This is a genomic window from Methylobacterium sp. J-118, from assembly GCF_057836565.1.
In genome coordinates, this window is record NZ_JBYQFA010000001.1 from 406,196 (window position 1) to 430,961 (window position 24,766).

Here is a 24,766-nt window from a genome sequence, read left to right on the forward strand (position 1 = left end):
ATCGGTCTCAGCCCACTGCTTCGAGGCGCGGGAGGGTGCGCGTCCGGGGCTCGCAGGCCGCCCGGTGCAGGGCCATCTGCTCATCGACGAAGCGGGAGAACCGGCTCCGGAACAGCTCGGCCGAGAACAGGTCGGCCTGCGCCCGGCAGGCCTCGCGGGTGAAATGGTGTTCCTGCTGCATGAAGCCGTGCACGCAGGCCGCGATCGCCTCGGGATCGGGCGTGTCGAAGAACATGCCGGTCCGCTGCGGGCCGCGCGTCTGGACCGTCTCGCGCACACCGCCGCGGCCGAGGGCGAGGACCGGGGTGCCCTCCGAGGAAGCCTCGACCACGATGATGCCGAAATCCTCCTCCGCGGCGAAGATGAAGGCGCGGGCGGTGGCCATGAGCTGGCGCAGCCCCTCGTCGGAGACGAAGCCCACGAACGAGACGTTGGGCCCGGCGATCTCCCGCAGCCGGGCGGCATCGGGGCCGCTGCCGGCCACCACGAGGTGGAGGTTCGGCAGCAGCGCGAAGGCGCGGACCACCGCCTCCACGTTCTTGTAGGGAACGAGCCGGCTCGCCACGAGGAAGTGGTTGCCCCGCGGGCCGTCGAAGCGCTGGCTCGACAGGGTGATCGGCGGATGGATCACCTCGGCGGTGCGGCCGTAGACCTTCTGGATGCGCCGCGCCACGAACGCGGAGTTGGCCACGATCGCGTTCGGCCCGGAGGCCGTGCGCACGTCCCAGAGGCGCATGCGGTGGAGGATGAGGCGGGCGACCAGGCTCTTGACGCCCGCGTCACAGCCGCTCTCGCGCAGGTAGGTGTGCTGCAGGTCCCAGGCGTAGCGCATCGGCGAATGCACATACGAGACGTGCAACTGATCGGGCCCGGTCAGCACCCCTTTGGCCACGGCGTAGCTGCTGGAGATGATGAGGTCGTAGGCCGACAGGTCGAACTGCTCGATCGCGATCGGCATCAGCGGCAGGTAGGCCCGGTGCCGCGTGCGGGCGAAGGGCAGGCGCTGGATGAAGCTGGTCCGGGCGTTCTCGTAGCCGATCCGCGTCCGGTCCGCCGCCGGCAGGAAGTCGAACAGCGTGAAGACGTCCGCGTCCGGGTAGAGCTTCAGCAACTGCTCCAGGACGCGCTCGGCCCCGCCGACGACGTACAGCCAGTCGTGAACAATCGCGACACGCATCACAGCTACCTCGTCGACGCGCCGCGGCCGGGAGAAAGAGTTTCCGCCGGCCGACCTCACAGGAAACGGTGAGCAGAGGCACAGACCGGACTCTAGATGGAACATCGCCTTTAAAAAAGGAGTGAATACGGGAGCCGTCGCGGAAATTAGTGCTTATGCGGGCGGCCGTGATCGGTAACAGACTTAATTTTCATTTGTAAGTATGGTTAATATATTGGTTGGGCCGCATCCGTCGGTGGTGGTCTCATCGGCTGGACGCAGGCAGGGGACAGCATTGCCCCGCAGGGGAGCGACGGCCCTGCCCCATCGTGTGCGGGCCAGCGCCTTCACGCTTCGCGTTCGGGATCAGCGCATGGTCGGCGCGTGTGGCGGTCCAGGACGGCCACGTGCCCGCCCTCCCCCCATCCACGGCCGCCGATCCCCGCCGTGAATCGCGTATGCGCGGTCGGGTGCCGGATCGCCGTTACGGCGTCAGTGCGCTCGGCAACGGTGCGGGGAGCGGGCGGCGGTCGAAGCGCCGCCGGAGGGCCGCGTTCATCGGGGCCTCCACGCGCCGGTACAGGACCTCCCCGACCGCCGCGGACGCGGCGAAGGCCAGCAGGAAGATCAGCACGGCCCGTACGCCGCCGGCGACCGGGAGAACAGCCGCGACCTTGGAGGCGGCGTGGAGCAGCAGGTTGTGGACCAGATAGAACGAGTAGCTGGCGTTCCCCTGGGACAGCAGCCAGCGGGAGCGCAGGGTGATGCCCCCCCGCTCCAGCAGCAGCATCGCGCCGACGATCAGGCTGGCGGCGGAGCCCCAGACCAGGGGGCGGACGAACCCCGTCAATTCGGGCTGCGCGCCGAGGGCGTAGGCGCCGGCCTGGCCGCCGAGGACGAGCAGTCCGGCCATCACGACGGCGCTGCCGGCCACGCGCCGGACCGGGAAGCCGGCCGGTGGAGCGCCGAAGCGCAAATACGCATAGCCGAGGCCGATGCCCGCGGCGAATTCGAGCACGATCGGCTTCGTGTAATAGGCCCAGTACAGTCCGGGGACCGGCAACTGCCCCAGCAGGCTCAGGCCGAGGAAGATCGCGACCGCCGCGAGGGCGCGCGTGGCCCGCGTCGGCACCAGCAGCAGCCCGGCGAAGACGGCGTAGAAGAACATCTCGTAATTGAGCGTCCAGCCCACGGAATTCAGCGGCTCGACGTAGCCGCCCCGCGAGAACGGCAGGAACAGCAGCGACTGGAGCAGGTATTCCGGCCGGACTTCCATGATGCCGATCGGCTTCAGGCCCGCCAGTGCCATGAGCGCGAGACCTAGGGTGACGAGCCAGTAGACCGGCATGACGCGCGCGGCCCGCCGCACCAGGAACGCGCCGATCCCCTCGCCTCGGTCCCGGCGCGACGCGCCCGCCTGCGCCGGACCCCCCTCCCCTCGGGCGGAACGCGCGCCTGTGCTCACGAACATGATGAAGCCGGACAGGACGAAGAAGACGTCGACGCCGGCCGCGCCGAAGGCGAGGAAATCCGGCCGCGGCAGGACCGGTCCCGCATAGAGGCCGAAATGCGTCAGGAAGACGAGGTAGGCCGCGAGGGCACGCAGGATCTGCAGATTGTAGAGCATGGCGCGCCGGCTAGCCGCGGGAGGTTGCCCGCCGGGGTGGGGCGAGGACGTGCCACCATGCCGGAACCGGCTCCGCCGAGTCACGGAGACTCGCGATTCGTGCTGAATAAGCTGCCCAGGCCCGGCCCGACACGGGGATCGGAACAGTGTTGTCCACATGTCCGGGCTGAAACACGCGTCAATATGCGATGGAAAGTCATTATAAAGGCGCTGACGTCCATTATAGCCAAACCGGTGCAGTCCGGCTGCTCATGGCCACGCTTCCCAGCTTCGCGCTGCGCATCGTGTGATTGTTTACTATTAATCAGTAGAATATTTGACGCCCAGCGGGGCGGATCAATAAAGTGCCGCGCACTGAATTAAGGAGTTCCCCCTTGAACATCTCCCAAGATATCCGTGAGATCCTGGGCTCGAACGAAGCCTTCGCGGGGAAGTCCGATCAGCTCTCCGACGACGCAAGCCTGTTCGACATGGGCCTCGACTCGTTCGGCTCGGTGCAGCTGATGCTGGCGCTCGAGGAGCGCTTCAACATCGAGTTCCCCGACGAACTCCTCAACCGCAAGTCCTTCTCGTCGATCCGCGCGATCAGCGAGGCGGTGTCCACCCTGGTCCGGCAGGAAGCCGCATGAGCACCTTGGCCGCGCGTGCAGAGCGGGCGGCGGCGGTGGCGGCGCGCCACGCCGATGCCGTCGACCGCGAGGGCCGCTTCCCCGCGGAAGCGGTCGCCGCCCTGAAGGACGAGCGCCTTCTGGGCCTTCAGATCCCGGGACAGTTCGGCGGCGAGGGCGCCGGGCTGGTGCAGATCGCCGAGGTCTGCAGCACGCTCGGCCATGCCTGCAGCGCGGCCGCGATGGTCTTCGCCATGCACCACATCAAGGTGTCGAGCCTCGTGACACACGGGCTCGACAGCGCGTGGCACTGCCGGCTGATGGAGCGGATCGCCCGCGAGCAGCTTCTGGTCGCCTCCTCGACCACGGAGGCCGGCATCGGCGGCGACCTGCGCAACTCCCTCTGCGCGGTCGAGACGACCGGCGAGACCTTCTCGCTGGGCAAGGACGCCTCCGTGATCTCCTACGGCGCCCAGGCCGACCTGATCCTCGCCACCGCCCGGCGCCACCCGGAGGCCGCGACCTCCGATCAGGTGCTGGTCGCGCTGATGGCCGATCAGATCTCGCTCGCCCGCACCAGCCAGTGGGACACGCTCGGCATGCGCGGCACCTGCAGCGACGGCTTCCGGCTGGAGGCCCGCGGCGTGCCGGTGGAGCAGATCCTGCCAAAGCCCTTCGCCGAGATCGCCGCCGTCTCGATGCTGGCCTCGTCGCACCTGCTGTGGAGCAGCGTCTGGTACGGCATCGCCACCTACGCGGTCGACCGCGCCCGGGCCTTCGTCCAGGCCGAGGCGCGCCGCGCCCCCGGCAAGGTACCGCCGACGGCGCTGCGGCTCGCCGAGGTCGTCAACGCCCATCAGGCCATGCGCGGCACCGTCGTGTCGGCCCTGCGCCGGTTCGAGGATGCCCACGGCGATGCCGACACGATCGGCTCGCTCGGCTTCAGCGTGATGCTCAACAACCTGAAGGTCACTGTCTCCGACATGGCGGTCGACATCGTGCGCCGCGCCCTCTCGATCGTCGGGCTCTCCGGCTACAAGAACGACACCCCCTACAGCCTCGGCCGATCCCTGCGCGACGTCCTCTCGGCGCCGCTGATGATCGGCAACGACCGCATCCTCGCCAACACCGCCAAGCTCCTGCTCGTGCAGAAGGGCAGCGGCCAGCTCATGAGCGCGTGATGGAATCGATCTCTTCTCCCCAGGGTGACCTTATCCTCGACGAGGAGCCGGAGGGCGGCCCGACCTTCCTCGACCGGCTGTTCGACCACGGCCTGCTGATCCGCACCGGGGTCGACGGTCTCTACGGCCGCAGCGGCGCCTTCGAGAGCGTGGTCGAGGCCCTCGACCGGCTGATCTCGCGCCTCGGCGCCGCCGACGGCGCCGAGGTGATGCGCTTCCCGCCCGGCATGAGCCGGCCGGCCTTCGAGCGCAGCGGCTATCTCAAGGGCTTTCCGAACCTCGCCGGCACGATCCACAGCTTCTGCGGCGACGGCGCGGGACACGCCGAGATCCTGGCCTGCGTCGAGGAGGGCCGCGACTGGACCGGCCAGCAGGAGGCCACCGACGTCGTCCTGACGCCGGCCGCCTGCTACCCGCTCTATCCGGTGGCCGCCGCCCGGGGGGCGCTGCCCGCCGAGGGGCGCCTGTTCGACCTGCAATCCTACTGCTTCCGGCGCGAGCCCTCGCTGGAGCCGACCCGGATGCAGCTGTTCCGGATGCGCGAATACGTGCGCATGGGCAGCCCGGAACAGGTGCTGGCCTTCCGCGAATCCTGGCTGGAGCGCGGCACCGCGATGATGCGTGATCTCGGCCTGCCGGTCGCCATCGACGCCGCCAACGACCCGTTCTTCGGGCGCGCCGGCCGGATGCTGGCCAACAACCAGCGGGCGCAGGGCCTCAAGTTCGAGCTGAACGTGCCGGTCAACAGCGTCGAGAAGCCGACCGCCTGCCTCAGCTTCAACTACCACCAGGACCATTTCGGCAGCACCTGGGAGCTGCGCCAGGCGGACGGCGGCGTCGCCCACACTGCCTGCGTCGGCTTCGGCCTGGAGCGGATCACCCTGGCGCTCCTGAAGCATCACGGTCTCGACCTCGCCGCATGGCCCGATTCCGTGCGCACCGCGCTCTGGGGCTGAGCGGTGACCGCCGCGTTGCGCCTGCCCTCGGGGCTCGGAATGGCAGGCCCCTACGTGCCGCATCCGCTCCACGATGGGGTTCGGGACTGGCCGGAGACGAACTGCTACGTCGACCTCTGGATCGAGCTGCTGCACGGTCGCGGCCTCGTCCCGGAGGCGATGCTGGGCTTCACGCTTCGGCAGGATTTCGAGGGCGACCAGTTCACCTTCTTCAAGCCGCCGCCCGGTGACATCGAGCGGCTCTACGGCCTGGAGGTGCTGGAACTCGCGGTCTACGCCGGTCTCGAGGCGCACGCCTTGACCCAGATGGCGGCCGGCCGGCCGGTGCTGGTCGAGGTCGACGCGATCTACCTGCCCGACACCCATGGCACCACTTACGGGCGCGACCACAGCAAGACGACGATCGGCATCCTCGCCCTCGACCCGGCGGCGGGTGAACTCGACTACCTGCACAATGCCGGCCGCTTCCGCCTCTCGGGGGCGGATTATGCCGGGATCTTCGACCCCGCGACCCTGCCGCCCTACGCCGAGTTCGTGAAGACGGTCGCCCCGCCCCTGCCCGCGTCGGAGCTTCCGGGCGTCGCCCTGGACCTGCTCGTCCGGCATCGGGCCCGGGCGCCGGAGCGGAACCCGGTCCTGGCGTTCCGCGACGCGCTGGCCGTCACAGCAGACGGGCTCGTGTGCCAGCCGCTCGGCGTGTTTCACGCCTACGCGTTCAACACGACCCGCCAGCTCGGCGCGAATTTCGAGATGCTGGCGAGCCACCTCACCTGGCTCGACGCGTCCGGCGCCGGCGCCTTCGCGCCCGCCGCGGAGGCGGCCGCCGGCCTGAGCCGCGAGGCGAAGGCGTTCCAGTTCCAACTCGCCCGTGCCTTCCACCGCCGCCAAGCCGAGGGACTGGCCCCGCGCCTCGACCGTCTGGCTGCGACCTACGAGCGCGTGTTCGCGTCCCTCGACGGCGCCCTCGGCCGCTAGGGTCGCCCGATGGCCCTCATCCGCAGCGTCGACGGGCGGGCGCCGGAGTCTTTGGCCGGCCCCTGGCGGCTCGCCCTGACGCCGCCCGGGGCCTGCGCCGGTCCGGGCGATCTCGGCGGCATCACCGACTGGATCCCGGCCCACGTTCCCGGAACCGCCGCGTCCGCCCTCACGGCGGCCGGGCGCTGGACCGAGACCGCCCCCACGCCGATCCACGACCGCGACGTCTGGTATCGGACCCGCCTCGCCGGTCCCGGCTCCGTCCGCCTGCGGTTCGAAGGGCTGGCGACGCTTGCCGATGTCTGGCTCGACGGCGCCCCGCTCCTCAGCGCCCGCACGATGTTCGAGCCGCACGCCGTCGAGGCCGAACTCGGCGCCGACTCCGATCTCGCGCTCTGCTTCCGCGCTCTGCGCCCGGCGCTCGACAGGCCGGCCAAGCGCGGGCGCTGGCGGCCGCGGATGATCACGCCGGGATCGCTGCGCCACATGCGCACCAGCGCCCTCGGCTTCATGCCGGGCTGGTGCCCGGAGATCGACATCGTCGGCCCCTACCGGCCGATCACCGTCGAGGCCGTGTGCCCCGGACTCGCGTCCGCCGACCTGCGTGCGACCCTGGATGGGGATACCGGTCGCCTGGCCGCGCGCCTGCGGATCGAGGGCCGGGCCGGTACGGTGGTGCTCCTGTGCGACGGGCGCGAGACGCCGCTTTCCGAGATCGCGCCCGGCCTGTTCGCCGGCGAACTCGTGCTGCCCGGGGTCGCACCCTGGTGGCCGCATACCCACGGCGCGCCGCATCTCCACCGGGTCGAGGCCCGGGTCGATGGGGCGCTTGTCGATCTCGGCCGGGTCGGCTTCCGATCCCTGTCGCTGACCCGCCCCTTCGCGGAGGGCCTGTCGCTCGCCGTCAACGGCGTGCCGGTCTTCTGCCGCGGCGCCAACTGGACGCCGCCGGATCTCGTCGGGCTGGGGTCTGACGGGACCCGGACCTTGCTCGCGCTGGCCCGGGAGGCCGGAATGAACATGCTGCGGGTCCCCGGCACGACGCTCTATCCATCGACCGACTTCTACGATCAGTGCGACGAACTCGGCATCCTGGTCTGGCAGGACCTGATGCTGGCCAATTTCGACTATCCGCACGACGATCCGGACTTCGCCGCCGGCCTCGCCCGGGAGGTCACGGCGTTCCTCGACCGCACCCAGACCGCGCCGTCGCTCTGCGTCCTGTGCGGGGGCAGCGAGGTCTGGCAGCAGGCCGCCATGCTCGGCGCCCCGCGTGCCGTCTGGGCCGACACCTTCTGCGAGACGACCCTCGCGACGCTGGCGGCGGCCCAGCGGCCCGACCTCGTGGTCGTGCCCAACTCGCCCTCCGGCGGGGCCCTGCCGTTCTCCCCGCGCGCCGGCTGCACGCATTACTTCGGCGTCGGTGCCTATCGCCGGCCCCTCGCGGATGCCCGCCGGGCCGAGGTCGGATTCGCCAGCGAGTGCCTCGCCTTCGCCAACCCGCCCGAGCCGGGGACCGCCGGCCCCGTCGATCCGACCGATCCGGCCTGGGCGGCGGGCATCCCCCGAGATCGGGGTGCCGATTGGGACTTCGAGACCGTCCGCGACCATTACGTCGGCCTCCTCTACGGGGTCGATCCGGCCGCGCTGCGCCTCGACGACCCGGAGCGCTATCTCGAACTCGGGCGTGCCGCCGTCGCCGAGGTGATGGAGGCGACGTTCGCGGAGTGGCGCCGGCCGCGCTCGCCGACCGCGGGCGGCCTCGTCCTGGCCCTGCGCGATCTCGGGCCGGGGGCCGGCTGGGGCGTGATCGACTGGCGGCAGCAGCCGAAATCCGCATGGTACGCGCTCAAGCGCGCCTTTCGCCCGGTGCAGGTTCTCCTCACCGACGAGGGTCTGGACGGCCTGCACCTCCACGTCCTCAACGAGACCGCGGACATCCGCGCGCTGACCGTCACGCTGACGTTCGCCAATTGCGGCGGTCGGGTCGCGGCGCGGGCCGAGCGCGGCGTGACGCTTGGTGCCCGCGCCGCGCTGACCCTGACCTCCGCCGAACTGCTCGGCCGCTTCTTCGATGCCACCGACAGCTACCAGTTCGGGCCGCGAATCCACGATCTCGCCCATGCGTGCCTGACCGGGGCGGACGGAGGTATTATTGCCGAGAGCTTCCACTTCCCCGGCCCGCGCCCGATCGCCCAAGGCGCCATCGGGCTTCGTGCCGAGCCGGTGATGACCGAGTCGGGTCCGGCCCTGCGCATCGCCACGGAGTGCCTCGCCCTCGGTGTCCAGATCCAGGCCCCCGGCGCACGCCCCGCCGATACCGGCTTCCATCTGGCGCCGGGAACGGCGCGGCTGATCGCCTTCCCCGGCCGGACCCGGCTCCCCCGCGGCAGCGTCCGGGCCATCAACAGCAGCGAGAGCGCGGAGTTCGGTCATGACATCTGAAGCCCGGGCTATGATCGCCCCCGCCCCCGGCCCGCTCGATCCCTCTCCGGTGACCTTCGCAGGTCTGTTCGGCTGGTTTCATCCGGCACCCGGGCGGCGCGGCGTGGTCCTCTGCGGCGCGCATGGATTCGAGCAGATGGCCGCGTACCGCCCCTGGCGGGCGCTGGCCGAGAGGCTCGCCGGTGCGGGCTGCCCGACCCTGCGCTTCGACGCCCCGGGCGAGGGCGATTCCGCCGATCTCGATGCCGCTGGGGTCGCTGCCTCCGTCGCGGCGATCGGCCAGGCGATCCGGTTCCTGCGCGAGACGGCCGGCGTCGCCGAAATCGTCCTCGTCGGCCTACGGCTCGGCGCGACCTTCGCGGCCCTGGCCGCGGAGGCGGAGCCCGTGGACCGCCTCGTCCTGCTCGCGCCGGTCGCCACCGGACGGGCCTACCTGCGCGAGATGCGGATGCGGGCGCAGACGATCGGGCGCCTCCCGGACGGCTCCGCTCCGCCCCCGGAGCTGGAGGGTCTCACCGTCGGTGGCTTCCGCATGGATGCGGCCTTCCTGGCCGAACTCGCTGGGCTGAATCTCGCGCGGATCGCCAAGCCCCCGGCCCCCCGCGTGCTGCTCCTCGCCCCGGACCCGGCGGCGCTGGCTGCCCGCCTTGGCGCGATCGGCTGCGCCGTTGAGGCGGGACCCTTCCTAGGCCTGGCGCATCTCGTGGGCGATCCGATCTTCGTGAAGGTGCCGGAGGGGGATTTCGAGCGCATCACCGCCTTCGTGGCGGACGGGGTCGCCCCGGCGGAGGCGGCCGCGACGGTCCCGCCCCCGGCGCGCCTGGCGGGCGCGGATTGGACCGAGGAGCCGATCCGGCTCGATTCGGGCCTGTTCGGCATCCGCTGCACCCCGCACAGGCCGGAACCCGGCACGCCGACAATTCTCTTCGTCTCCACCGGCATGACCGTCCGCTCGGGGTGGGGGCGGCAGACCACCCGGCTCGCCCGGAATCTCGCCGCCGAGGGCGTCGGCTCGTTCCGCCTCGACCTGGGCGGGATCGGCGACAGCGCCGGGCGTGCGGACGGCGGCCGGCCGCTCTTCGCCCCGGATGGCTACGCGGACGTGGTCCGGGCGGTCGACCATCTCGCCCAAGGCGGGCCGATCGTGCTCGTCGGCGGCTGCAGCGGGGCCTACGCGGCCTTCCACGCGCTCTGCCGGGATCCGCGGATCGACGGGGCGCTGCTGGTCAACCTCCACTGCTTCGACTGGGATCCGGATCAGGATGTCGACAGCGTGATCCGCCAGACCTACGGCAGCGCCGCCACCTACGCAGCGCTCCTGACCCAGGGCGCGACGTGGCGCCGCCTGATCCGCGGCCAGATCCGGGTCGGGGCGATCGCCGGTGTCCTGGCCCGGCGCGGGTTCGTCGCGGCGCTGCGGCGGGTCCGACGCGCCTGGCGGGTGCAGGCTCCGGGCGGGTCGGTCGCCCGGCGCGTGGCCGCGATCCGGCGGCGCGGCGCCGAGATCCGCCTGGTCTACAGCGCGGGCGATCCCGGCCTGGCCGCCCTGCGCCGTCACCTGGGACGCTCGCCGAGCCGTGCCGGACGGCGCCTCGGTGCCCCGGTGACGATCGTGCCGGATGCCGACCACAACCTCGGTTCGGCCGCGGCGCAGGCGGTGCTCGGCCTCGCGGTGCGCGACCTCCTGCGCGCGGCACGGCGCGTTCCCGCGGCGCGCTCCAGGAAGCCGGATCGAGCCGTGGCCACCTGGCACATGGTCGCGACATGACGGCCTTCACGCGCCGGTCGGCCATGACGATGGCCGCAGGGTCGCTGGCCGCAGGGTCCCTGGCGGCGGGGGGCTTGGCCACGGGGGCCTCAGCCGCGCCCCTGCACCGGTGCGAGGACCTGATCGATTCCATTGGCGTGAACGTGCATCTCGGCCACGGCGGCAGCCCCTATGTCGAGCGCTTCGCCGCCTGCGCGGCCGCCCTCGACGAGCTCGGCCTGCGCCATCTGCGCGACGACATCGTACTCACCGGCGGCGAGCCGGCCGGCCAGTTCGCGCGGATCGCCGCCCTGGCCGAACGCGGCTATCGCTTCAGCCTCGTCTTCTATGACGGTCTGACGCCGGGGCCGCGGGTTCCCCCGGAGCGCTTCGCCGAGATCGCCGGCTGGGCCGGCGGCGGGCTCGTTGTGGCCGAGGGCGGCAACGAGCCCCCGATTGCCGGCCGGCCCGACCTGCCACGCCTCTCCGCCGACCATCAGGCGGCTTTGTTCCGGGCGGTGCGTGCGGATGCCCGGCATCGATCCGTGAGGGTCGCCGGACCGAGCTACATCCAGGGCAACGTCGCCGCCGCGCAGGATCTCGCGGCTGTGGTCGATCTCGCCAACATCCATGCCTATCCGGGGGCCGAGCACCCCGAGACGAGCGGCGGCGGCAGCCTCGCCCGTTTCGTCGCGGCGGCCCGGCCGGTCTTCGGGCCCGCGCCTGTGATCGCCACCGAGAACGGCTACCACACGGCGCTCGCCACCGGCAGCGCCCACCTGCCGATCTCCGAGGGCATCCGGGCGCGCTACATCCCGCGCCTGCTCCTGTGGAGCTACCTGCAGGGTGTGCGCCGGACCTACCTCTACGAACTCATCTCCAGCTTCGATCACGGCGACGGCGACCCGGAGAGCCGCTTCGGCCTCCTCGCCCATGACGGCCGGCCGACCCCCGGTTTCGCGGCCCTGCGCAGCCTCGTCCGGCTGTTCGGTGGCGGCGAGGCGGCCGGCGCGCCTTTCGCCGGGGCGGTCGAGGTGGCGGCCCCCGCCGCGACCCCCGACCTCGTGACCGCCCGCTTCGCCCGGCGGGACGGCGCCGTTCTGGTGGTGGTCTGGCTCGGCCTCGACGGGTGGGACCGGCGCAGTCGCGCCCCCCGACCCGACGCTCCCCCGCGGGCGGTCGAGATCCGCCTGTCGCAGCAGCCGCGGGCGGTGCGGCTGCATCGCTTCGCGGATGACGGCTCCGTGAGCGTGCATGCGCTTCCGCCCGATCGGCGCGTCCCGCTCCAGGTCACCGACCGGCTCGGCGTGCTGGAGGTGCTGTAAGTGGCGATGGGGCGACATTCCTTTGCGAAAGCGGCCGCCGGAGCTTTGGTCCGGTGCCCGGACCCGGCGTCGAGGACGGTGCGCATCCCATGTTGAGCGTCCTCTGCGACAAGCTCGTCAGCGCGACCCTGGTGCTCCTGAACCTCCTCGCCCCGGTGGAGGTCCACGTTGACCGGGACCTCGCCTACGCCCCCGGGATCCGGCACGAGGCCGACATCTACCGGCCGAGCGTGCCCGGTCCGAGCCCGGTCCTGGTGTTCCTCTACGGGGGCGGGTGGCGGACGGGCTCCAAGGAGGAGGTCGCCTATGTCGGCGCCGCCTTCGCGCGCCGGGGTTTCGTCGTGGTGATCCCCGAGTTCCGGCACTTCCCGGCCGCCAGCCTGTCCGGCATCCTGGCCGACAACGCCGCGGCGGTCGCCTGGACCATCGCCCACGCGCCCGAGTTCGGAGGAGATCCCCACCGCGTCGTGGTGGCGGGCCATTCCTCCGGCGCCTGGGCCGCGGCCATGCTGGGGCTCGACGCGACATGGCTGAAGCAGGCCGGATCCAGCCCGGAGGATCTGGCCGGAATCGTCGGCCTCGCCGGACCCTACGCGGTCACCGCGCTGACCGATCCGCTGGATGCGCAGGTCTTCACCGGCGCCGACCCCACCCTGCAGCCGATCAATCACGCCGCCGGCCCGCACCCGGCGCTGCTGCTGCTGACCGGCGCCGCGGACCAGGACGTGCGGCCGTCCGGAACGATGGCGCTCGCGGACCGGCTGCGCGACGACCACGCCCGTCAGGAGATGCACATCTATGCGGGGCTCGGTCACGGCCAGATCGTCCGGTCGCTGAGCTTTCCCTTCAGCCTCATGGCCCCGACCGCGGACGATGTCGCGCGGTTCGTGGCGGGCGCGCATGCCGGACCGTAGCGCACGGGCCGTCGTCACCGTCGCGCCGGATCGCCGCCACATCATGGCCGTTGTCATTTCGTGCCGCTGTGCTCTCGCCGTTGCAGCCATCGCGCGGCGGCTCGGATAGCGTTCAGGCGTCTCCACGAGGCGCTCCCCATGCCCGTCGCCGCGCTCACGCTCCGCCGTTTTCTGCTGCTCGCGCTGCTGCTCGTGAGCCTCGTCAAGCTCGCCGACAGTATCGCGCATTCCGAACTGCAGCGTGCCGCGCGCGAGATGACCTATGCCGCCGCCGTGGTCGGCGGTGAGGCGGCCGGTGCGTCCGACGAGTAGCGGGTCTCCGGGCATCGCGCCCGCGCCGGCCCCGCACGGCACCGGCGCTTCTTGCTGCGGCGCCCGATGGCCACGATGTCGACCTGGGCGCCATCACGGCGCTCTACGCGTTCCGTGAGGCGCATATCCGGGCGGGCTTATCGGCCGAGCGACGGGCCGCCCGACGTGCCTCCGGTACCGGGCGGCCCACCGGTCGGCGTGCCACCGATGTTCACATCCGGCGTTGTGCCAGGGACGGACGAGTTGCTCGAATTGGCCTCGTTCCCCCGGGTGATTGGGCTGGGCCCGAGATCGCGTGCCCCGGGGGCGACACCGCCCGTGGTGGCCGGCGGGGCCACGCCGGTGTTGCCGGCGCCGCCGGTGACCACCTGCGCCACGGCAGGACCGGCCAGGGCGATGCCGAGGGCGCTCGCCAGGGCTACGAGAGTGCGGGTCATGAGTACATCCATACGAGTGTTGCGCCTCGGGAACGGCTGACGCTCAGCGAAGTTCAGCCCGCCGAACCCAGGTGCCATACCGTCGCGCAGCTGCCGCTTACTCGCCCGGTTTGAACGGCGGCTCCTTCCCGGGGGGCACACCCTCCTGCGCCATGCTCAGCAGCATGGCGATCGTCACATAGGTGCCGGTGAGCGTGGTCAGGTCGACGACGCCCTGGTCACCCAGCACCGCCTTGGCGCGCGCGAAGGTCTCGTCGGAGACCGCCTGCTTCGTGGAGAGCTCCATGCAGAAGTCGTACACGGCGGCCTCGTCGGGCGTCATGCCCTCCGGCCGCCTGTTCGCCTTGAGGTCGGCCGCGACCTGTTCGGAGAGCCCGGCTTTGATCGCGAGCGGATAATGGGCATACCACTCGACCTGCGAGCGCCAGAGGCGCCCCTGGATCAGGATGGCGAACTCGTTCAGCCGCGTCGGGACCGACGTGTGCCAGCGCAGGTAATCGAGCAGGTCGTACATCCGCTGCGCCATCTCGGGGCTGCGGATCATCGGGTTGTACGGTCCGCCGATCCCGACGCTCGAGACCTTCATGATCTTCTCGCCGACCGGACGCTGGGCCGGCGTGAGCTGATCCAGCGTCAGTTGCGGGAACCGCGGTTCCTGGCCGGGCGCGCCCCAGGACGTCTGTGCCGCCAGCCATCCGCCGGCCGCCGTCACGATGGCCGCGGCCGCATGCCCCTTGGCTCCGAACAGGCCCATCGATCCCTCCCTGGTACGGCCACGCTTTGGCGCGCCTCTCTGGGCGGGGATAGTCCGCCATGCCCCTGCGAAGATCCAGTCGCCCGGCGTGGCGCGAGCCGCCCACCGTCAGGGCCGCGGCCGTGGCGGTCTCCGGCTCCGTCGTGATCCTCGGATGGCGGTGAGCCATCCGGGGTTCAGACATGGGAAAGGCGGCCCGAAGACCGCCTCTGCTAACGCATTGCCAGAGCAAATCAAAAATGGTCGGAGTGGCCGGACTTGAACCGACGACCCCCTGTCCCCCAGCCTCCCAAACCGGCCATTCAGGGGGAGTCAACAAGTCTCATGGGGCTTCACATCTCATTGTCGTAGCGTATCTTTCCGCGTCAGGCGTTGGCGCTGGGGTTCACGACGTTTCGCATCGTTGAACCCCAGCCGCACCCCAGAGCTCCGCGGAGACTAGTGCACGAGATGCCGGTGATGAATCTGACCCACACTTACGTCACCGGTCTCACGGCGAAGCCGCCCGAGGCTCGCATGGAAGTTTGGGACCAGAAAACGCCCGGTCTCTGCCTGCGCATCGGCACGAATGGCTCGGGCACTTGGTCATTCCGGTACCGGCCGAAAGTGGGAGGCGGGTACCAGCGGGTGACGCTGGGCCGGCTGGCAGATCTCACCCTCGCCGATGCGCGCGAGCGAGCGGCCCGCCACCGCGTGACGGTGGCCGATGGCGGAGATCCGCAAAGGGAGCTGAAAGCGCGCAAGTCCGCGGCCGACAGCATCCTGACCTTCGAGGCCTTGGCGGACCGCTACATCGAGGAATACGCGAAGCCGCGGAAATCGTCGTGGAAGAACGACGAGGGGTATCTGAGGAGAGCCTGCGGCGCGTGGGGCAAGCGTGCGGCCGCCAGCATCACCCGCCGGGACGCGATCACGTTTCTCGATGGCATCAAAAAAGCTGCGCCGGTCAGCGCCAACCGCACACAAACGGTACTGGTCACGTTCTTCAACTGGAGCGTCGAGGAAGGCCATCTTGAGGTCAATCCGATCGCTGGCCTCCGCAAGCGGTCGGTTGAAACGGCGAAGGACCGAGTTCTGTCGGACCCGGAGCTCCGCGTTCTCTGGGCAGCCCTTGCGAAGGGCGAGGGCATGTCCCGCGATGTAGCCGACGCCCTCCGCTTCCTATTGCTCACGGGTCAACGGCCGGGCGAGGTCGCCGGCATCCTGCAGTCAGAGCTCCATGACCTGGATCACCCCGGTGAAGCGCGCTGGGAGATCCCCGCAGAGCGGATGAAGGCTCGGCGGCTTCATGTGGTGCCACTGGCGCCGGCTGCCCTCCAGATCCTTCGCGAAGCCATTGAGCGGCGAGGAGTGGATGGGGACGGCCTGCGGGTGTTCTCAAGCCGCTTCGTCGCCCGAGACACGCTGGCACGCCACTCGCTGAGCCAGGCTATGCGCCGGCTCATCGCCGGCCTTGAACCTGAAGGACGCGACGGGGATGCGGTGGCTTCGCTGCAGGAGCGACCACCGACACCGCATGACTTCCGTCGTACGGTCGGCACAGGCCTCGCGCGGCTAAAGGTCGTGCGCGAGGATCGGAAGGCCGTCCTCGCGCATGTCGAGGACGACGTCCATGGCAGGCACTATGACCTTTACGAGCGGCTCGCTGAGAAGCGCGCGGCTCTGGAGGCCTGGGATCGGCACGTCAGCTCTGTCGTGGGGAGGCAGGCATGACCGTAGAGGCCATCCAGCCTTCCCGTGCTGATCGCGCAGCTTCTTTCTGGCTGACGTTGTGTCTCGCTTTGGGAGGCAAGTCGGCGATTGATCGCTTTGGCGAGGAGATCGTCCAAGCTGTAAGAAAATATCGGCGCGAGCGTAGGGTTGGTCTCAAGAACAAATCCCGCGTCAAGAAGCTCAATCACATCGTAGATCTCTGCGATGATCTTATGGCCGAGGTGGCTGAGAGTCGTGACTGGCTTGATGCCAACTTAGAATCAGTCGATCAGGGTGGTGTGGATATAGAAGCGATCATCCAGGACGATGCCTCTCCGCTTCGAGCCTTACGCGACAGAGTGAAAGTAGCGTTAGGGGAGGCGCCGGATCAAAGTGGAAAGGAAGTTGTGTATTTTCGCCGGCGCTTATGGTGCCAGCTCGCCATGATTTACGAAGATGCGACTGAGAGAAGGGCCGCAACTTCGAAGAATAAAGACGGCAACATCCAGGGTGATTTTGTTCGCATGGTCACTGCGGTCACGGAATACATCTGCCCAACCGAGCGCGTTACCTCTGACATGGTCGATCAGTTTATAGACTGGTACCGCAGTTCCGAGAGCGCTGACATCCGGGACGAGATAGCCGAGTACCGGATGATTTCGGCCGCGGTGGGTTTCACCGAGTAGGGGTAAATCGCGCTCAAAAATAAAAACGATTTACCCCCGTCACGACCCGACGGCCCGTGTCTAATCAGAAGGCTACCCTGAATTGCAGGAGGTAGCCTTGACGTCCCGGTACATCACACAACGCGAGGTCGAGCAGAAGACCGGCCTCTCCGGTGCCACTCTACATCGCCTGCGCCGCAAGGGTCGGTTCCCGGACCCGATCAGGATCGGCGAGCGACGCATCGCCTGGCCTGAGCACGAGGTCGAGAATTGGCTGGCGACCCGTGAGCGCCAGCCGCTCCGCTCCGCCTCTATGGCTTGAAGGGCGCGGCCATGTCCGACGTTCCCGATCTGCCATTGTTTAGCGGCACGCCAGCCTCTGAACCGCCACCGCAAAAGCGGCGGCGCCCCCGGCAACGTAGTCTCGTGGCAGAGTTAGTCCCGACCCACGTCGCGCCGGAGCCGACTCCTGAGGGCACTGCAGTGCTCCTGCCGTTCCCAGCCAGCCGGGATGTTCGCCTCATCGCCGAGCTTGCGGAGGCCTTCATCGGCCTTCGCGAGAAGCACGGTCGCCGGTGCCGGGCCATACTGCTGGATAAGCGCTTCCGGCCGATTGGCGTTCGCCTCCGCAAGATGGGCATGTCGGCTGACGCGATCCATGATGAGCTTGCCCAGCTAGAGAAGGCTGTTGCGCGGGTAGTTTGGAACGCTGACGGGCGGCCCTCCTACAGTTCGGGCGGAGGGTCAGCGGCTTGAACATGCATGCCAGCAGACCATCACGCTCGGCCGCTCAAGACGCCGTCGAACCGCCCGACCTTGACCCCTTGAGCGGACATGATCGTGCCGCAAGCGCTGCAGAGCCGTCGAGCGGCAAGAGCGCCGCCCGAAACGTCTTCCTGTGGCTTCGTCAGATCGCTCGTGACCCGGAGCTGCCGCCGCTCGGATATCGCCTCGCGATCGAGCTGAGCCAATGCGTCGACCGCCGGAAGGGCTATGCACACCCTTCGCATGGCTGGCTCGCCAGTGAGCTCGATGTGAGCCGGCGCGGCGTCCAGATGGCTCTGAAGTCGCTGCAAGACCGCGGGCACCTCGACGTGACCGTTAGCCGGGGGGCCGGGCACGCGAACCGCTACCGACTACGGCTGCTCCGACCGGTCCGGGAGGCGGCATGAGACAGCCTGCCTTACCCCGGTTTGTTCGCCCCATAAATGCGCACTCCAGGCTTCGCATTTGCAGGCCCATAAATGCGAACGTCTTTTGCGCATTTATCTCCCCCATAAATGCGAAGCAGCTTCTTCGCAGGGGGTGCGCAGTAGCTTGTGCGCATCAAATGCGAAGCAGCTTGTGCGCACTATCCAGGATTATACCAGGACCTATCCAGGATATTATAAGCCAGACCCATCCAGAATTCTGGCACGCCCTGAGCGTCCGGCGGTCGGCGCCCCAAGGCGACCGATCCGACCGGCGCGCATCCAGGTGGCAAGGTGTCGGTCCAGGCAGACCCAGAACCCTTCTGAGCATCGACACCCTCCTGACCTTGGACCAGTCGTACACTGCTCCGGCGGGTGGCCGCGTGACCGCGCACGGCCACTATCGGGCCGCGCGTTCACGACGCCCTACACACCCCGAGAAGCAGAAACGTCACCACGGACAGCCGCGGTGTCACGGATCGAAGCAGCACCAAGCATCTGAAGGCGTCGGATGTCACGCCAGCGCATCGGAGCGTCACGCTGAAGACCGGGGACGTCACAGCCATGTCCCCGCGTGTCCCGCTCTGTCCCTCGTGTCCCTAACGTCTGCAGCAGATCGCTCGACAGCTGGCCGTACAGGCCCGCCGAGCTTCCGGGCTGCCAAGGTCGGTCCGGATCATCTCACCGGCACCAGCGCCCGCGCACGGCCCGCGGAACTACCGGGAAGGCCCATCCACGGGGATGGTCTTAGGGACCGTACGCGGGTTGGAAACGACCGCACGGCTGGGCAGTCCGACTTTCGCGCATATTCCCAGTTTCGAAAATTCGGGTTGGATTGGATGCCGATGCGATTTAACTCACTGATCTCGCAGGCCCGAGGGGCCGCATGCCATGCCGGCCGGTGACCCCAAGCCGGCGCCGCAGGGACGTGGGCTGGCCGAGATCCGTAGAGACCTGGCCGCGGTCAAGGAGCGGCTCACCGCCTTGCTCGAGGAACTCGGCCATGACGAGGGTCAACTGGCGCGCGCTCCAGCGCGTGTCCGGGTCGATGATGATGAGATGGTCAGCGTCGGGTGGGCTGCCCAATACATCAAGGTCAGCAAAGACGGGCTGAAGGATCTCGCCAAGGAACACGCGTTCGGGTGGCTTGTCGGTGGTCGCATTAAGATCCACAAAGGTCGCTTCCTGGACTACATCCTCACGCATCGCCCGCCCGAGAGCCGGCGATAGAGGCGTTTGCCCCCGTTCACCCCCGTTTGCCTTACTGACGGGGAGGGAACCTTCGCCATAGCCTTCGCGCATGGCATCTCTGCTACCCCACATCGCCGGCGCGATGTTCGACACGCCGCTGCTGCTCGCCCCGGGCAAGGTGCCGGCGCTTCTCGCCGCCCTCGACGGACGATTGGGGGCGCTCGACATGTCCGAGCTTCGCGAGATGCCGGAGGCGTCGCGCTTCGAGGGCAGCCGCCGCGATCAGGAAACCGGCAATCCCCTGGCCTACGCCCGGACGGCCGATGGCGTGGCCATCATCACCCTGGTGGGCTCGTGGGTGAACAGGGGCGGCTACGTCGGGGCAAGCTCGGGGATCCTGAGCTACGAGGGCTTCGCTTATCAGCTTCGGCAGGCGGGCGCGGACCCCAAGGTCCGCGGCGTCGTCCTGGATCTGGAGTCTCCCGGCGGACAGGCGACGGGATGCTTCGAGGTCGCCCGCGCCGTGCGCGAGCTCGCCGCGGTCAAGCCCGTCACCGCGCTCGTCGCCGGCATGGCCTGTTCGGCCGCCTACGCGATCGCCAGCAGCGCCACTCGGATCGTGACCACGGAGAGCGGCCTGTCGGGATCGATCGGCGTGCTGCTGGTTCACGTCGATCATTCGGGCGCTTTGGACAAGGCGGGCCTGCGGCCAACGATCATCCAGGCCGGCGCTCATAAGAGCGACGCCAACCCGTTCGAGGCCCTCCCGAAGAGCGTGCGCGCCGACCTGCAGCGCGAGGTCGACGGCCTCATGGCCATGTTCGTTGAGTGCGTCGCGACCGGCCGGAAGGACCTCTCGCCGGACGCGATCCGCGAGACGCAGGCACGCGTGTTCATGGGCCGCCAGGCTGTCGAGGCCGGCCTCGCCGATGACGTCGGCACTTTGAGCGACGTGCTCACCGACCTGCGCGGCCAGCGGCTGCCCGCCCGCAGCACTGCCACCCTTCCCACCACCAGCACCACGAGGAGCGCGGCCGTGACGGACGCAGAGAAGCAGGAAGTCCGGGCCGAGGAGCGGGCCCGCATCGTCGCCATCACCGGGTCGAAGGAAGCGAAGGGCCGCGAGGGCCCGACGCTGACCCTGGCGCTGGAGACCGATCTCACGGCCGAGCAGGCCCTGAAGATCCTCGCGATGTCGCCGGCCGCCACCGAGAGCGACGCGGTTCGGTTCGAGCGGGAGATGGCGGCTCGCAAGCCGTTCAGCCTCGATCCGGATCAGCCCCCGGCAGACCAGAAGAAGGCGAGCACGGACGCCTGGGCCAGCGCCGTCGACACCATCAACGCGACCCACGGCGTGAAGCCCGTCCGTCACCTCTGATCACCGCGCGCCGCGCCGGAGCACGACACCATGACGCTCATCAGCGAAAAGCCCCACGCCTTCTGCTTCATCGTCAGCGAGCCGGAGGGGCCGTTCCGCGCCCGCGACGCGGCGAACATCGGCCTCAACCAAGCGCTGCTCCCGGGGCAGGTTCTGGGAGCCGTCGGCATGCCAGCCAGCATGACGGTCTCCGCCACCCCGGATGCGGACAACACCGGCAACGGTGCCATTACGATGGACCCCACCGCGCCGATCGCGGCCCAGGCCAAGGATGGCGCGTACCGGGTGGTGTTCACCGCCCCGACGGCGTTCATCGTGACCGATCCGACCGGCCGAGAGATCGGCAAGGGTACGACAGGGACCGCCTTCGCCAAGGACGTGAAGTTCACCATCGCCGCCGGAGCCACCGCGTTCGTGGCCGACGATGCCTTCACCGTGCAGGTCGGCCGCGAGGCGATCAAGGATGAGCAGTTCGTGGCGCTGAACCTCTCGGCGACGGACGGCTCGGCGGTGGCTCGCGCGATCGTCTGCCACGTCGTGACGACCACGACGACGTCGGTGCGCTCGACCATCTTCAACGGCCCGGGCGAGGTCCGCGCCGCCGATCTCATCTGGCCGGTTGGCATCACCGCTCCGCAGCAAGCCGAGGCGATCCAGCAGCTGCGCGCCCTCGGCATCAAGCTCCGCTGAGCCGTCAGCACCCCGCTTTCCGCCTCGCTCTCTCATCCTTTCAGGAGTTACCTCCATGCCGATCATGGACGTTTTTCACGGCGACGCATTCTCGGCCGTCTCCCTCACCGCCTCCGTCGACAAGGTCGGCTACGTCCCCGGCTACCTGGGCCAGATCCCGGGGCTGATCACGCCGGTTCCGATCCGCACCACCAGCGTCTGGATCGAGGATCGCTCGAACGCGCCGGCTCTCATCCAGACCACCCCACGCGGCTCGGCCCCAGCTCAGAAGCCCGGCGACAAGCGCAACGCCCGCGACTTCCGGACGGTGCGCATCGCCACCGCGTCGCGCATCTACGCCGAAGAGCTCCAGGGGATCCGCGAGTTCGGCAGCGAGGTCACGCTCAAGACCCTCACGGGCGAGATCACGCGCCGCCAGTTCAAGATGAAGCAGGACTTCGACCTGACGCACGAGAACATGCGCTTCGGTCTGATCCAGGGCCTCATGGTCGACGCCGACGGCTCGGTCATCAACGACTGGTTCGCGGAGTTCGGTCAGAGCGTCGCCACAGAGGTCGGCTTCGACCTGCTGAACCCAACGCCCGTCGATGGCGAGATCCTGCGCAAGTGCAACGAGGTGCGCCGCTCGATCGGCCGCGCCCTCCAGGGCGTCGGCGGCAACAATGTCTCCGTGCACGCCATCTGTGATGACGAATTCTGGGACGATTTCGTCACCAGCCACGAGGTGCGGGAGACCTATCGGTACTCGCTGGACGCCAAGAAGCTCCAGAACGATGTCGGCGGCATCTGGGAGAGCTTCAAGTACGGCAATATCGTCTGGCACAACTACCGTGGCACGGACGACAACACGACGCTTGCGGTGCAGCCAGGCAAGTGCAAGTTCTTCCCGGTCGGTGCCGGCATCTTCCAAAAGGCGCAGGCCCCGGCCGAGAAGTTCGAGTTCGCCAATCAGCTCGGCCAGGCCGAGTACTCCTGGATCGTGACCGACCGCGACCGCGACATGTGGGCCGACGTCGAGATGTACAGCTACCCGCTGTACGTCTGCACGATGCCGCAGGCGCTGGCCACCGGCCGCGCCGGGGCCTGATCATCATGCGCCTTCCCAGGAGCAGAATGGTCGAGCCACCGCCCGCGGCTGCCGAGCCGGCATCAGAGCGGACGGCAGCTCTCGTGGAAGGCGAGCTCGCCGCGGCGCAGGCCCGACATGAGGACGCCGGCGACGTGCTGGCGTCCGCGGAGGCGGCCTATTCCGCCGCCCTCGACCAGGGGCGACAGGAAGCGCTCGACGTGCAGCGGCGCGTCCGCGAGGCTATGGTCGACCGGGACATCGCGGCCCGCGCCGTCGAGCGGCTCGAGGCCGAACTCACGCCCCTGCTGCAGGGCGCTCGTACGGCGGCCGAGGCGGCCGAGCGGGCGGCGCTGATCGCCGATGCCGAGGAGAAGGCGTCACGGTACGCCGAGGCCTTCACCGAGCACTATCCGGAGATCGTCGCCAGGAGCCGGCTCCTCATCCGGCTACAGGCGGAGGCCGACCTCGCGCGAGAGGCGGCCGCGCAGGCCGGCGCGACGCTGCCCCCCGCCGATACCTTCCGCGGGCTACCGGGTCGCGAGCGCCAAGTTCTCGATCGGCGGATCGTGCATCTCTGGCGCAACCCGCACGGCGGTGTGTTCGCCGACCGCCTGCAGGCTCAGATCAAGGTGCAGGCGGACGGCCGCGGGATGCTGCCGGGCGAGCGACCGATCTACGCCACCCAGAAGCAGCCCCACGAGGTGGTCACCTACGTGCCGGGTCGTTCCGCCAGGGTCGCCGCTTCGTTGGCGACCGGGCTCTCCCTTCCGAGCCCCGCCTTCGGGCACCCCGTCGGCTGGGCGCCCCTGTTACGGCCGGACCCGCGTGCGATCCTGAAGGAGCTGGACCGGCTCGAACGCCTACCGCCGGCGGACGACACGCCGCCCGAACCGAAGACCTCGCAGACCCCGATCGGGCCGCCGATCGATGTCGTTCCCCAATCGGAGAGGCGGACATGAACCTGCCCAAGGCTTCCGTGACCGTCATGCTGGGCGAGGAGGTGCTCTTCGCTCTCACCGACGACAGCCGGGTTCACGCCTCGACGGACGCGGGCCGGCGGGCGATCATCGCCACAGCTCTCGGCCGCTCTGCCGTCGCCCTGGCGCAGCTGTTCGAGCAGCCGGGCGACTTCGACAGCATCCGCGCTGGCCTGGTGATGCTGGAGCGGGTCGGGACCCCCGAGGCCCTAGAGCTTCGTGCCGACCTCGACGCGAAGCTGAAAGCGACGATCGCCACCGCGCAGGAGGCGGCCTCGCTGGTGGCTGCATCACCGAACACCGCGCTCAACTGAGCGCCCGAGATCGGGGGCTGCCTTTGACGGTGCCCGCGCCCATCGAACAACGAAAATTCTACCTCGGTGCCCCCAGCCAGCATGGCGACGAGCCGTCAAGGTAGAAGCGGCGCGACCTCTTCAACTTCAATCTGGTGAACAACTCCATGGCCAACCCCTCCGCCCCCGCGATCCCGGCCGATGTGGCCGCCATGTTCACTACTGCCGGTGCCGTGCCGGTGATCGATGCCGCGTCCGCGACCGGCATCTCGCCCCCGCCCGGCATCGTGCCCCTGATGCCCGCGCAGACCGCCCCGCAGGCGTTGGCGCCCGCCCCGGTTGCTGCCCCCGTTGCCGCCCCACTCCCGTCCGAGTCGGCGCCCGGCCTGCTGGCCGGCGCGGTGGCGCTTGCTGCGGACGAGCCACGGCCCGCGGCCCCCGTCGCTCCGGTGGCGCCTGCCGTGCTGCCGCCCGCCTTCCTCGGCGATCGCACCCGGGCGAAGACGATCCCCCTGGAGTGGCCACTGGCCTTCGCCGGTGTCGATTACCTGGCCATCGTGGTCACCCGGCCAACCGCGCGTGAGGTGGGGGGCTTCTTCGAGCGGCTGGCCGCGGCCCTTCAGGCTGACCCGGCCGCCCTGGTGCGGTTCCCGATCTACCGGGACACCTCCGGTCGCCCGGTCCCCGATGCCGTCATGGACGCGCTCGATGACGACGACTTGCAGATCATCCTTGAGGAGGTGTCCGATTTTTTGCCGCGTCGGCTGCGGCCGGTCCCGGATCGGACGGACAGCCTCGACACTTCGATCCGCGCGGATGGCGACGATACCGCGCCGAGATCCGCCGCGTGACGCCGTGGACCATGCCGGAGCTCGACGCGCTCGGCTGGGATGACTTCTGCCGTGAGTGGCGCGTGGCCGAGCTGATTGCGATTGCGATTGCGGAGAGGCGCGGATGAGCAACCTTGTCAGCACCCTCACCCTGAAGCTGCAGGACGACGGCCTTGCCGCCAAGGCGAAGGCCGACGCCGACGCGCTGAAGCGGCTCGGAGCCTCGGGCGCGGACCTGAAGCGGCTCGCGGCAGCGAACCCCCAGGTCGCGCAGCTGACCAAGAGCCTGGACGAACTCGCAGGCAAGGTGCCAAGCTCGACAGCTTCAAGGCCGGCAGTCGAGCGCTGAGGGAT

The 24,766-nt window shown here is 69.5% G+C and carries 26 protein-coding genes; 22 read left to right on the forward strand and 4 right to left on the reverse strand.

Annotation, left to right across the window (positions count from 1 at the left end; all coding sequences use genetic code 11):
- Positions 1-7: 7 nt before the first annotated feature.
- Positions 8-1,177, reverse strand: a complete 1,170-nt coding sequence (locus AC3IF3_RS01880; RefSeq protein ID WP_489226994.1) for a glycosyltransferase — start codon at positions 1,175-1,177, stop codon at positions 8-10.
- 463 nt (positions 1,178-1,640) lie between these two features.
- Entirely contained in the window at positions 1,641-2,783 is a 1,143-nt protein-coding gene (locus AC3IF3_RS01885; RefSeq protein WP_489226996.1) for an acyltransferase family protein, read from the reverse strand.
- A gap of 374 nt (positions 2,784-3,157) precedes the next feature.
- Between AC3IF3_RS01885 and AC3IF3_RS01890 the strand changes: the two genes are divergently transcribed.
- The 9 genes from AC3IF3_RS01890 to AC3IF3_RS01930 all read left to right on the forward strand — a co-directional run bounded on the left by AC3IF3_RS01890 (position 3,158) and on the right by AC3IF3_RS01930 (position 13,246).
- Positions 3,158-3,412: an acyl carrier protein gene (locus AC3IF3_RS01890; protein ID WP_243970667.1), complete on the forward strand. Its 255-nt coding sequence runs from the start codon at positions 3,158-3,160 to the stop codon at positions 3,410-3,412.
- On the forward strand, positions 3,409-4,572 hold the full coding sequence (locus AC3IF3_RS01895) for an acyl-CoA dehydrogenase family protein (RefSeq protein WP_489219501.1): 1,164 nt from the start codon (positions 3,409-3,411) through the stop codon (positions 4,570-4,572). Before AC3IF3_RS01890 ends, AC3IF3_RS01895 begins: the two co-directional genes overlap by 4 nt.
- Positions 4,572-5,528, forward strand: a complete 957-nt coding sequence (locus AC3IF3_RS01900; protein ID WP_489226998.1) for an amino acid--[acyl-carrier-protein] ligase — start codon at positions 4,572-4,574, stop codon at positions 5,526-5,528. The genes AC3IF3_RS01895 and AC3IF3_RS01900 overlap by 1 nt, the downstream gene beginning before the upstream one ends.
- Before the next feature lie 39 nt (positions 5,529-5,567).
- Positions 5,568-6,503, forward strand: a complete 936-nt coding sequence (locus tag AC3IF3_RS01905) for a DUF1839 family protein (RefSeq protein WP_489226999.1) — start codon at positions 5,568-5,570, stop codon at positions 6,501-6,503.
- A gap of 9 nt (positions 6,504-6,512) precedes the next feature.
- Positions 6,513-8,948 (forward strand): glycosyl hydrolase 2 galactose-binding domain-containing protein, encoded by a 2,436-nt coding sequence (locus tag AC3IF3_RS01910; RefSeq protein WP_489227001.1) that lies wholly within the window; start codon positions 6,513-6,515, stop codon positions 8,946-8,948.
- Entirely contained in the window at positions 8,938-10,716 is a 1,779-nt protein-coding gene (locus AC3IF3_RS01915) for an alpha/beta fold hydrolase (protein WP_489227003.1), read from the forward strand. Before AC3IF3_RS01910 ends, AC3IF3_RS01915 begins: the two co-directional genes overlap by 11 nt.
- Entirely contained in the window at positions 10,713-12,020 is a 1,308-nt protein-coding gene (locus AC3IF3_RS01920; protein ID WP_489227004.1) for a hypothetical protein, read from the forward strand. Before AC3IF3_RS01915 ends, AC3IF3_RS01920 begins: the two co-directional genes overlap by 4 nt.
- An 89-nt stretch (positions 12,021-12,109) precedes the next feature.
- The gene (locus tag AC3IF3_RS01925; protein WP_489227005.1) at positions 12,110-12,934 is read left to right on the forward strand and encodes an alpha/beta hydrolase; all 825 of its coding nucleotides are present in this window, start codon (positions 12,110-12,112) and stop codon (positions 12,932-12,934) included.
- A 138-nt stretch (positions 12,935-13,072) separates the two neighbouring features.
- Entirely contained in the window at positions 13,073-13,246 is a 174-nt protein-coding gene (locus AC3IF3_RS01930; protein ID WP_489219510.1) for a hypothetical protein, read from the forward strand.
- A gap of 137 nt (positions 13,247-13,383) precedes the next feature.
- On the opposite strand, the gene AC3IF3_RS01935 is transcribed toward AC3IF3_RS01930, so the two are convergent.
- Entirely contained in the window at positions 13,384-13,683 is a 300-nt protein-coding gene (locus tag AC3IF3_RS01935; RefSeq protein ID WP_489219511.1) for a hypothetical protein, read from the reverse strand.
- 97 nt (positions 13,684-13,780) lie between these two features.
- Positions 13,781-14,437, reverse strand: a complete 657-nt coding sequence (locus AC3IF3_RS01940; RefSeq protein ID WP_489219512.1) for a carboxymuconolactone decarboxylase family protein — start codon at positions 14,435-14,437, stop codon at positions 13,781-13,783.
- Positions 14,438-14,896: 459 nt separating this feature from the next.
- Here AC3IF3_RS01940 and AC3IF3_RS01945 point away from each other — a divergent pair, with 459 nt between their 5' ends.
- The 13 genes from AC3IF3_RS01945 to AC3IF3_RS02005 all read left to right on the forward strand — a co-directional run bounded on the left by AC3IF3_RS01945 (position 14,897) and on the right by AC3IF3_RS02005 (position 24,761).
- Positions 14,897-16,150, forward strand: coding sequence for a tyrosine-type recombinase/integrase (locus AC3IF3_RS01945; RefSeq protein WP_489227007.1), 1,254 nt, complete (start codon positions 14,897-14,899; stop codon positions 16,148-16,150).
- On the forward strand, positions 16,147-16,815 hold the full coding sequence (locus tag AC3IF3_RS01950) for a hypothetical protein (RefSeq protein ID WP_489227009.1): 669 nt from the start codon (positions 16,147-16,149) through the stop codon (positions 16,813-16,815). Before AC3IF3_RS01945 ends, AC3IF3_RS01950 begins: the two co-directional genes overlap by 4 nt.
- Before the next feature lie 97 nt (positions 16,816-16,912).
- Positions 16,913-17,116: a helix-turn-helix transcriptional regulator gene (locus tag AC3IF3_RS01955; RefSeq protein WP_489227011.1), complete on the forward strand. Its 204-nt coding sequence runs from the start codon at positions 16,913-16,915 to the stop codon at positions 17,114-17,116.
- Between the two features lie 11 nt (positions 17,117-17,127).
- Positions 17,128-17,550, forward strand: a complete 423-nt coding sequence (locus AC3IF3_RS01960; RefSeq protein WP_489227013.1) for a DUF6074 family protein — start codon at positions 17,128-17,130, stop codon at positions 17,548-17,550.
- Positions 17,547-17,966: a hypothetical protein gene (locus AC3IF3_RS01965; protein ID WP_489227015.1), complete on the forward strand. Its 420-nt coding sequence runs from the start codon at positions 17,547-17,549 to the stop codon at positions 17,964-17,966. Before AC3IF3_RS01960 ends, AC3IF3_RS01965 begins: the two co-directional genes overlap by 4 nt.
- 909 nt (positions 17,967-18,875) lie before the next feature.
- On the forward strand, positions 18,876-19,214 hold the full coding sequence (locus tag AC3IF3_RS01970) for a hypothetical protein (protein WP_489227017.1): 339 nt from the start codon (positions 18,876-18,878) through the stop codon (positions 19,212-19,214).
- A 70-nt stretch (positions 19,215-19,284) separates the two neighbouring features.
- Positions 19,285-20,553: a S49 family peptidase gene (locus AC3IF3_RS01975; protein ID WP_489227019.1), complete on the forward strand. Its 1,269-nt coding sequence runs from the start codon at positions 19,285-19,287 to the stop codon at positions 20,551-20,553.
- A gap of 30 nt (positions 20,554-20,583) precedes the next feature.
- Positions 20,584-21,243, forward strand: coding sequence for a head decoration protein (locus AC3IF3_RS01980; protein ID WP_489227021.1), 660 nt, complete (start codon positions 20,584-20,586; stop codon positions 21,241-21,243).
- A gap of 55 nt (positions 21,244-21,298) precedes the next feature.
- Positions 21,299-22,330, forward strand: coding sequence for a major capsid protein (locus AC3IF3_RS01985; protein WP_489227023.1), 1,032 nt, complete (start codon positions 21,299-21,301; stop codon positions 22,328-22,330).
- A gap of 83 nt (positions 22,331-22,413) precedes the next feature.
- On the forward strand, positions 22,414-23,271 hold the full coding sequence (locus AC3IF3_RS01990) for a hypothetical protein (RefSeq protein ID WP_489227025.1): 858 nt from the start codon (positions 22,414-22,416) through the stop codon (positions 23,269-23,271).
- Positions 23,268-23,603, forward strand: a complete 336-nt coding sequence (locus AC3IF3_RS01995) for a hypothetical protein (RefSeq protein WP_489227026.1) — start codon at positions 23,268-23,270, stop codon at positions 23,601-23,603. The genes AC3IF3_RS01990 and AC3IF3_RS01995 overlap by 4 nt, the downstream gene beginning before the upstream one ends.
- 182 nt (positions 23,604-23,785) lie before the next feature.
- A complete protein-coding gene (locus tag AC3IF3_RS02000) occupies positions 23,786-24,433 on the forward strand; it encodes a phage tail assembly protein (RefSeq protein WP_489227028.1) in 648 nt (215 codons plus the stop codon).
- A 103-nt stretch (positions 24,434-24,536) separates the two neighbouring features.
- Entirely contained in the window at positions 24,537-24,761 is a 225-nt protein-coding gene (locus AC3IF3_RS02005; RefSeq protein ID WP_489227030.1) for a hypothetical protein, read from the forward strand.
- Positions 24,762-24,766: the final 5 nt, after the last annotated feature.